Annotated in this window: 9 protein-coding genes; 7 read left to right on the top strand and 2 right to left on the bottom strand. The window is 62.8% G+C overall.

Annotated features, from left to right (window positions below):
* Positions 1-498 precede the first annotated feature (498 nt).
* Complete coding sequence (locus tag AC0C6X_RS28350) at positions 499-645, bottom strand: DUF1127 domain-containing protein (protein WP_173519540.1); 147 nt, start codon at positions 643-645, stop codon at positions 499-501.
* A gap of 364 nt (positions 646-1,009) precedes the next feature.
* On the opposite strand from AC0C6X_RS28350, the gene AC0C6X_RS28345 reads away from it, so the two are divergent.
* On the top strand, positions 1,010-1,720 hold the full coding sequence (locus AC0C6X_RS28345; RefSeq protein ID WP_247959207.1) for a GntR family transcriptional regulator: 711 nt from the start codon (positions 1,010-1,012) through the stop codon (positions 1,718-1,720).
* Between the two features lie 112 nt (positions 1,721-1,832).
* Positions 1,833-2,795, top strand: a complete 963-nt coding sequence (locus AC0C6X_RS28340) for a dihydrodipicolinate synthase family protein (RefSeq protein WP_173519538.1) — start codon at positions 1,833-1,835, stop codon at positions 2,793-2,795.
* Between the two features lie 97 nt (positions 2,796-2,892).
* Here the strand turns inward: AC0C6X_RS28340 and AC0C6X_RS28335 are convergent, their stop codons facing one another.
* Positions 2,893-3,930 (bottom strand): Ldh family oxidoreductase, encoded by a 1,038-nt coding sequence (locus AC0C6X_RS28335; protein ID WP_173519537.1) that lies wholly within the window; start codon positions 3,928-3,930, stop codon positions 2,893-2,895.
* Positions 3,931-4,086: 156 nt separating this feature from the next.
* Between AC0C6X_RS28335 and AC0C6X_RS28330 the strand changes: the two genes are divergently transcribed.
* The 5 genes from AC0C6X_RS28330 to AC0C6X_RS28310 all read left to right on the top strand — a co-directional run bounded on the left by AC0C6X_RS28330 (position 4,087) and on the right by AC0C6X_RS28310 (position 8,761).
* Complete coding sequence (locus AC0C6X_RS28330) at positions 4,087-5,604, top strand: aldehyde dehydrogenase (NADP(+)) (RefSeq protein WP_472956354.1); 1,518 nt, start codon at positions 4,087-4,089, stop codon at positions 5,602-5,604.
* 233 nt (positions 5,605-5,837) lie between these two features.
* Positions 5,838-6,644, top strand: a complete 807-nt coding sequence (locus tag AC0C6X_RS28325; RefSeq protein WP_173519535.1) for an ABC transporter substrate-binding protein — start codon at positions 5,838-5,840, stop codon at positions 6,642-6,644.
* A gap of 72 nt (positions 6,645-6,716) precedes the next feature.
* A complete protein-coding gene (locus AC0C6X_RS28320) occupies positions 6,717-7,382 on the top strand; it encodes an amino acid ABC transporter permease (protein WP_173519534.1) in 666 nt (221 codons plus the stop codon).
* A 13-nt stretch (positions 7,383-7,395) separates the two neighbouring features.
* Complete coding sequence (locus AC0C6X_RS28315; protein WP_173519533.1) at positions 7,396-8,046, top strand: amino acid ABC transporter permease; 651 nt, start codon at positions 7,396-7,398, stop codon at positions 8,044-8,046.
* Positions 8,039-8,761 (top strand): amino acid ABC transporter ATP-binding protein, encoded by a 723-nt coding sequence (locus AC0C6X_RS28310; protein WP_173519532.1) that lies wholly within the window; start codon positions 8,039-8,041, stop codon positions 8,759-8,761. Before AC0C6X_RS28315 ends, AC0C6X_RS28310 begins: the two co-directional genes overlap by 8 nt.

Raw genomic sequence — 8,761 nt, 5'->3', positions numbered from 1 at the left:
CGGAGCGGCAATCAGAACACGATGAGACTCTTGCCAGCGACAATCAGCATGATACCTTCGTGCCGACCGCGACATAAGAGTCTCATCCAGATTGTCGCCGCCGTCTCATCCTGATCGTCGCGCCATAAGGAACCACGCCGATCCAGAAGTTGCGCTCGCCCGGCCTGCTTCCTACGCCCACCTCAAACATGTCACGCGCCGACATCGGTCATCCCTCGATCTCTGATCATGGGAACACTTTACGCGCGACCCCTGCCAGATTCTGTCAGCATTGCCGCAGCCGCCTCCATACCATTTGCATGGACTCAAACCTTGTCGAAGGTGCGCGCAAACTCTTAGCCGACAAGAGCGACGGCGCCTTAGTTGGATAAACTAATCATTTTGTTAAAGGGCGAGATCGAGGTGCAGGAAGACGATCCGCGTAAGAAAGGCTGTAAAGCAAAAGCGCCCACAGGAGATGCAGGCGCTTGGGCAATTTAGTCAGTCTTGTGGATCGCCTTAGCGGGCGAAGGCCGTGCGTGCGACGCGGTCGATGTCGGCGCGTTCGATGCCGAGGTCCCGGAGTTCCCGGTTGGACATGCGGCCCAGCTCGGTGACCGTCTGACGATACTTGCGCCAGTTGTTAAAAGAGCGTGCGATATTCATCTTGATCCCCCTTTCAATGGGCTTCGAAGCCTGGCAGCCAGTCCGTGGCGCCTCGTTTCGCTTCGATGAACACCTTATAGCTCAGGGCCCTTGGTAAGTTGCAGCGCTCAAAAGTCAGCGCTCCCATGTGGGAAATGCATGGGTCGATACGACGGCTGCAGAGCGGCCCTTCTGCTCGCATGAGATCAGCAATGCCGCAACGCTATCCGGACGGCCCTGATCACGCCGGCGGGTAACCTTGAACAGGTTGCCAGCGGGCAAGGCACCGCGTCTGAATATGTCAGCCTCGCACAATCGTCGACACGGAAGCTGTTGATCCCCACGACGGAGACAAGTATTTCTTTTGTCGACAAAGGATTCTGAGATGACCGATATCGACACCGACAACAGCCCCATCCCCGAACGCAAGCGCGGTTCCGGCGTGAAAATGGTCTACGACCTCCTGCGCGACGAGATCCTCGACCTTGTGCTGCCGCCTGGCAGCCCGATCGACGAGGTGCAACTCGCCGAACGGCTGAAGATGTCACGCACGCCGATCCGCGAGGCGCTGGTGCGGCTTGCCGGCGAGGGACTGATCGACACATTGCCGAACCGTTCGACGATGGTGGCCAACATCGACTTCCTCAATCTCAATCCGTTCTTCGACGCGCTGGTGCTGATGTACCGGGTCACAACAAGGCTTGCGGCGCAAAACCATCGCCCGGAAGACCTTCCGATCATTCGCGGCTTCCACGAGGATTATGCGGCGGCCGTTCAATCGCGCGACGCGCTGACGATGATCGCCACCAATGCCGCTTTCCATGCGGCGATCGCCGAGGCCGGCCGCAATCCCTATTTCACCAGCCTGTTCCGCCGGCTGCTCGACGAGGGGCGGCGGATCCTGCGTCTCTATTACCAGTCCTACGAGGAGCAGTTCCCGCAGCGCTTCGTCGACGAGCACGCGGAAATCATCGCCGCGATCACAGCGCGCGACGTTGAGGCGGCGGACCGTCTCGGCAAGGCGCATGCCGAGCAGATCGTCGAGCAGGTGCAAAAGCTTTTTGCCCGCAACAACAAGCTCGATATTGCATTGTAGGAGCCTTTGTATTTTTCTTGTCGACAAATAAAATACAAACAGCTATTGTCTAGATCAAAGGCAAGGGCGCGCGTGCACCGTTGCCCGAAGCCAAAGCCGAGAGGAGTTTCAGATGAAGGCTCAGATTTTCACCGGCGTCATCCCGGCGCTGATGACCCCCTGCAAGGAAGACCGCACCCCCGACTTCGACGCGCTGGTGCGCAAGGGCAAGGAGCTGATTGCTCAGGGCATGTCCGCCGTCGTCTATTGCGGCTCGATGGGTGATTGGCCGCTCCTGACCGACGCGCAGCGCATGGAAGGCGTCGAACGCCTGGTCAAGGCCGGCATCCCGGTCATCGTCGGCACCGGCGCCGTCAACACCGCCTCGGCCGTTGCCCATGCGGCGCACGCCCAGAAGGTCGGCGCGAAGGGCCTGATGGTCATCCCGCGCGTGCTGTCGCGTGGATCGGTCGTCGCCGCCCAGAAGAACCATTTCAAGGCCATTCTGTCGGCCGCTCCGGACCTGCCGGCTGTCATCTACAACAGCCCCTATTACGGTTTCGCCACCCGCGCCGACCTGTTCTTCGCACTGCGTGCCGAACATCCGAACCTCGTCGGCTTCAAGGAATTCGGTGGAGCCGCCGACATGCGCTATGCGGCCGAGAACATCACCAGCCGTGACGATGGCGTCTCGCTGATGATCGGTGTCGACACCGCGGTCTTCCACGGCTTCGTCAACTGCGGTGCGACCGGCGCCATCACCGGCATCGGCTGCGTGCTGCCGAAGGAAGTCCTCCACATGTGCAACCTGGCGCAGGCGGCCGCCGAAGGCGACGTCGACGCCCGCCAGCGGGCGCTGGAGCTGGAGCAGGCACTCGCCGTACTCTCCTCCTTCGACGAAGGTCCGGACCTCGTTCTCTACTTCAAGCACATGATGGTGCTGAAGGGCGACAAGGAATACACGCTGCACTTCAACGAAAGCGACGTGCTTTCGGAAAGCCAGCGCGGCTACGTCGAGACCCAGTTCAAGCTGTTCAACACCTGGTACGCCCAGTGGAGCAAGCTCCCGGGCGCCGTCCAGAAGTACAAGGCCTGATCGCCCGTATCGGCCACAAAGAAAAGGCCCCCGTGAGAGGGCCTTTTTCGTTTGGCGGTTTCGCCATCCCGAAGGACTGCGGCGGGTGAGCCGCCGCTTACGCGACGGCGTCGAGCCCGAGCGAGAGAAGCCGGTCGAGCTGCTCCATCTCGGCCGTGTTGAGCACGACACCTTCGGCCTCCGACTTGGCGCGCGCGACGAAGCGGCGCTGCGACGGAAGGCGGGCACCCTGACCGACGATCGCCTCGAATAGAACCTCGGCGCGGGCAAACGGATTGCCCGGCCGGCCGGCTGCGAATTTTTCCGGCGAAAAAGCAACGATCAGCTCGCCATGGAAGGGTGCCAGCGTCGTGGTACCGAGATAGTCGAGCACTTCCGGGCTCGTCAGGTCGCCGATCATGATGCCGGCGAGGAGCTCGATCATCGTGCCGATCGCCGAGCCCTTGTGGCCGCCGAAGGGCAGCATGGCGCCGGCGAGCGCTGCTTCCGGATCCGTCGTCGGATTACCGTCGGCATCGATCGCCCAGCCCTCCGGCAAAGGCTTGCCGGCGCGGCGGTGCAACTCGATCTCGCCGCGCGCGGCAACCGAAGTCGCGAAGTCGAAGACGTAGGGCGGCTGGTTTTTTCGCGGCCAGCCGAAAGCGAAGGGGTTGGTGCCGAGCAGCGGCTTGTTGCCGCCGGTCGGTGCAACGGTCGCGTAGCTCGGGCACATGACGAGGCCGGCAAGCCCTTCTCCCGTCAGCCCCTCGACTTCGGGCCAGAGCGCGGAGAAATGGGTGCAATCATTGATGACGAGCGCGGCAAGACCGAGCGAGCGGGCACGTTCGGCAAGGACGGGCAGGCCGAGTTCGAAAGCCGGGTTGGCGAAACCGCCCTTGGCATTGACCTTGACGATCGCGGAATCCTCCTGCGCATCAAGTTCCGGCACGGCATCCGGCTTCACCTTGCCGGCCTTGACGGTGCGAAGCGCTCCTTCGATGCGGTAGATGCCATGCGATTTACAGGCATCACGCTCGCCGGCGACGATCACGCGGGCAAGCGCGCCGGCCTGGACGGCGTTGAGCCCCGCCTTCAGGAAGATCGCCTCGACGCGCTCGAAAAGCGTTGCGATCGTCAGGGTGTTGGTTTCGCTCATCTCTCTCCCTCTCAAATGCTGCGCCTGATCCGGATGAGCCAGTCAGGCGATTGATGTTCTGCATACATATAGTATACAAACATCCCACGAGTGCAATTCAGCCATGATCCCCTCTGCCACAAAAGGCAATCCGGGATCGAAAGAAAGGATCCGCAGATGGCCTTCACCCCCAAAGGAAAACACCTGGTCGCCGGCGAATGGCTCGACGGAGCGGGCACCTTCGCCTCGGCGCCCGCGCACGGTCCGGTCCATCAGTTTGCCACCGGCACCGTCGCACTGGTCAACCGCGCCGCCGAGGCCGCCGAAGAAGCCTTCCTGAGCTACGGCTATTCGACCCGGGCTGAACGCGCCGCCTTCCTGCGTACGATTGCCGATGAGATCGAGGCGCGCGCCGAGGCCATCACTGAGATCGGCAGCCAGGAAACCGGCCTGCCCGAAGCCCGCCTGCAGGGCGAACGCGGCCGCACCACCGGCCAGCTCCGCCTTTTCGCCGACCACATCGAGAAGGGCGAGTATCTCGACCGCCGTTTCGATGCGGCTCTGCCCGAGCGTCAGCCAGCGCCGCGCCCGGAGATCCGGCTCATCCAGCGGCCGATCGGTCCCGTCGCCGTCTTCGGCGCCTCGAACTTCCCGCTCGCCTTCTCGACGGCCGGCGGTGATACCGCTGCCGCCCTTGCCGCCGGCTGCCCCGTGGTCGTCAAGGGCCATTCGGCGCATCCGGGCACCGGCGAGATCGTTGCACAGGCCGTCGAAGCCGCGATCCGCAAGACCGGCATGCACCCGGGCGTGTTTTCGCTGATCCAGGGCGGCAACCGCCAGGTCGGCGAAGCGCTGGTGCAGCATCCGCTGATCAAGGCCGTCGGCTTCACCGGTTCGTTGGCCGGTGGCCGCGCCCTGTTCGACCTTTGCGCCGCGCGTCCCGAGCCGATCCCGTTCTTCGGTGAGCTCGGCTCGGTCAACCCGATGTTCCTGCTGCCGGAAGCGCTGAAGGCACGGGCGGAAACGCTCGGCCAGGGCTGGGCCGGCTCGCTGACCATGGGCGCCGGCCAGTTCTGCACCAATCCCGGCATCGCCGTCGTCGTCGACGGCGCTGACGCCGATCGCTTCACCACCGCCGCCGTCGAAGCTCTCGTCAAGGTGGCGCCGCAGACGATGCTGACCGATGGCATCGCCAAGGCCTATCACGACGGACAGGCGCGCTTTGAAAGCCGTAACACCGTGAAGCCGCTGCTGACCACCGAATCCTCCGGCCGATCCGCTTCGCCGAATCTCTTCGAGACTTCAGGCGAACAGTTCCTCGCCGACCACGCGCTCGGCGAAGAAGTCTTCGGACCGCTCGGCCTCGTCGTCCGCGTCGGCTCGACGGGCGAGATGGAGCAGCTTGCCCGCGGCTTCCAGGGCCAGCTGACCACCACGATCCACATGGATCCGGCCGACCTCGAGACCGCCCGCCGCCTGCGTCCGATCCTCGAGCGCAAGGCCGGCCGCGTGCTAGTCAACGGCTTCCCGACCGGCGTCGAGGTGGTGGATTCCATGGTGCATGGCGGGCCCTACCCGGCCTCGACCAACTTCGGCGCGACGAGCGTCGGCACGATGTCGATCCGCCGCTTCCTGCGTCCCGTTTCCTACCAGAACATGCCGGAAGCCCTGCTGCCCGAGGATTTCCAGGGCTAATGCCGGATGCGGAAAAGTGCGCGCGCCTTTGCGCTCACATCCGCTTCCGCTGGTGAACCGCGACAGATCGCTGCGCAAGGAACCCATTTGGCGAAACAAATGGGAACCTTGCGCACATCCTGCGTTATGAAATTATACTTTTTGTATACTAATTGTATTTTTCTATTGATTTGTGCTCTCTAAAACGAAATAGTGGCTCAGCCTCTACGGCATTCATTTCAGGGAGAGAGAGAATGAAGACTTCGGTGCTCGCGCTCGGCCTCGTTGCGGCCGCAGCTCTGACCAGCCAGGCCCATGCCGACAAGCTGGATGACGTCATCGGCTCGGGAACGCTGCGTTGCGCAGTCGTGCTCGACTTCCCGCCGATGGGTTCTCGCGACGAGAACAACAACCCGATCGGCTTTGACGTCGACTACTGCAACGATCTGGCCAAGGCACTCGGCGTCACAGCCGAAATCGTCGAGACCCCGTTCCCGGAGCGCATTCCCGCTCTGATGTCGGGCCGTGTCGACGTCGGCGTTGCCTCGACCTCGGACACGCTTGAGCGTGCCAAGACGGTCGGCATGACGGTCCCCTACTTCGCCTTCGAAATGGCCGTGACCGCCAACGACAAGTCCGGCGTCAAGTCCTTCGAAGACATGAAGGGCAAGGTCGTCGGCGCCACCGCAGGCACCTTCGAAGCGATCGCGCTCGAAAAGCAGGTCAAGGAATGGGGCGCCGGTGAGTTCCGTCCGTACCAGACCCAGGCCGACGTGTTCCTCGCTCTCAGCCAGGGCCAGATCGACGCCACGGTTTCGACCTCGACGGTTGCCCAGGCCAACGTCAAGGGCGGCAAGTTCGCCGGTATCTCCGTCGTCGGCAAGGCTCCGTTCGACACCGACTACGTCGCGCTCTTCACCAACCGCGAAGAATACGGCTTCATCAACTTCCTCAACCTCTTCATCAACCAGCAGGTCCGCACCGGCCGCTACGCAGAACTCTACGAAAAGTGGGTCGGCGGCGAGCTCCCGGACCTTACGGCCAAAGGCGTTTACCGCTAATCCGGCCGTCCATCTGGCGGCGCGAAGTGTAGCTTCGCGCCGCTATTCGTTTCCGCAGAGGTGAGACGAACAATGTTCAGTTATACCTTCCATTGGAACCAGGCGCTGAAGGCTCTGCCGCAGATGCTCGATGGAGCGTTGGTCACCTTGCAGGTGGCTCTGCTCTCGATGGTCATCGGCCTGGCACTGGCGCTGGCGCTAACAGCCTGCCGCCTGTCCGGAAATCGCATCCTTGGTAGTTTTGCGACTGCCTGGGTCGAGATCGCCCGCAACACGCCGGCGCTGTTCCAGATCTACATGGCCCATTTCGGCCTCGGCAATTTCGGCATCCACCTGAGCCCCTATACGGCGCTGCTCGCCGGGATCGCCTTCAACAATGCCGGCTACCTCGCCGAGAATTTCCGCGGCGCCCTCAAGGCCATTCCCGACACCCAGACGCGCGCCGGCCGTTCGCTCGGCATGACCTCGGTCCAGGCCTTCCGCTACATCGTGCTGCCGCAGATGCTGCGCATCGCCTTCCTGCCCGTTACCAACCAGATGGTCTGGGCGATCCTGATGACATCGCTCGGCGTTACCGTCGGCATGAACACCGACCTCGCGGGCATCACGCAGGAACTGAACGCCCGCTCGTTCCGCACCTTCGAATTCTTCGCCATCGCCGCAGTGATCTACTATGTCATCGCCAAGGCCGTGACGCTGGCGGCGCGTGCGCTCGCCGCGCGCATGTTCCGCTACTAAGGAGAGGTGAGAGATGTTCAATACCGCCCTCACCCTAAGTGACCTCGGCTTCCTCCTGCAGGGCGCTTTGATGACGCTCGCAGTGACGGCCGTCTCGGTTACCGCCGGCACGATCCTCGGCGTCATCTTCGGCGTCGTGCGCAACCAGGTCGGCCCCTATTGGGCCGTGCCGTTGACCTTCGTGCTCGACGTCTTCCGCTCGGTACCGCTGCTCATCCAACTGGTACTCGGCAACGCCTTCCAGTCGATCGCCAAGCTTGGCTGGCCTCCGTTCACGACCTCCTGCGTGGTGCTGTCGCTCTATACGGCCGCCTATTGCACCGAGATCGTGCGCGGCGGCATCTCGTCGGTACCGCCGACGACGCGGCGCGCTGCCCGGTCGCTCGGCATGACCTGGTGGCAAGACATGCGCTATATCGTGGCGCCGCTCGCCACCCGCGTTTCGCTGCCGTCCTGGATCGGCCTGACGCTCGGCGTCATGAAGGACTCGGCACTCGTCCTCTGGCTCGGCCTGATCGAGTTGCTGCGCGCCTCTCAGGTGCTCGTCACACGCCTGCAGGAACCGCTGCTGATCCTGATGATCTGCGGCGCCATCTACTTCCTCATCAGCTTCCCAATCGCCCGGCTCGGCGGTTACCTTGAAAAACGGTGGTCCAATGATTGAGATCCAAAACGTCCGCAAATCCTTCGGTTCGCTGGAGGTTCTCAAAGGTATCGACCTCACCGTCAACAAGGGTGAAGTCGTCACCGTCATCGGCGGCTCCGGCTCCGGCAAGTCGACGCTGCTCACCTGCATCAACGGCCTCGAGCCGATCGATGCCGGCCGCATTCTGGTTGATGGCACCGAGGTCCACGCCAAGTCGACCGACCTCAACAAGCTCAGGGCCAAAGTCGGCATCGTCTTCCAGCAATGGAACGCCTTCCCGCACCTGACCGTGCTCGAAAACGTCATGCTGGCGCCGCGCAAGGTGCTCGGACTCTCCAAGGAGAAAGCCGAGGAGATCGCCGTCAAGCAGCTTACCCATGTCGGCCTCGGCGAAAAGCTTTCGGTTTACCCGACCCGCATGTCGGGCGGCCAGCAGCAGCGCATGGCAATTGCCCGCGCACTCGCCATGTCGCCGGAATACATGCTGTTCGACGAAGTGACCTCGGCGCTCGACCCGCAGCTCGTCGGCGAAGTGCTCGACACGCTGCGCATGCTTGCCTCCGAAGGCATGACGATGATCTGCGTCACCCATGAAATGAAATTCGCCCGCGAAGTTTCCGATCGTGTCGCCTTTTTCCACAAGGGCGTGATGGCGGAAATCGCGGCACCCGAAGCGCTCTTCGGCGCGCCGAAGGATCCGGAGCTCAAGAAGTTCCTGGCAGCAACGCACTGA

Source organism: Ensifer sp. VA4 (assembly GCF_055710065.1).
Note: the sequence above shows the minus strand (reverse complement) of the source record. Positions and strands in the feature narration are given on the sequence as shown.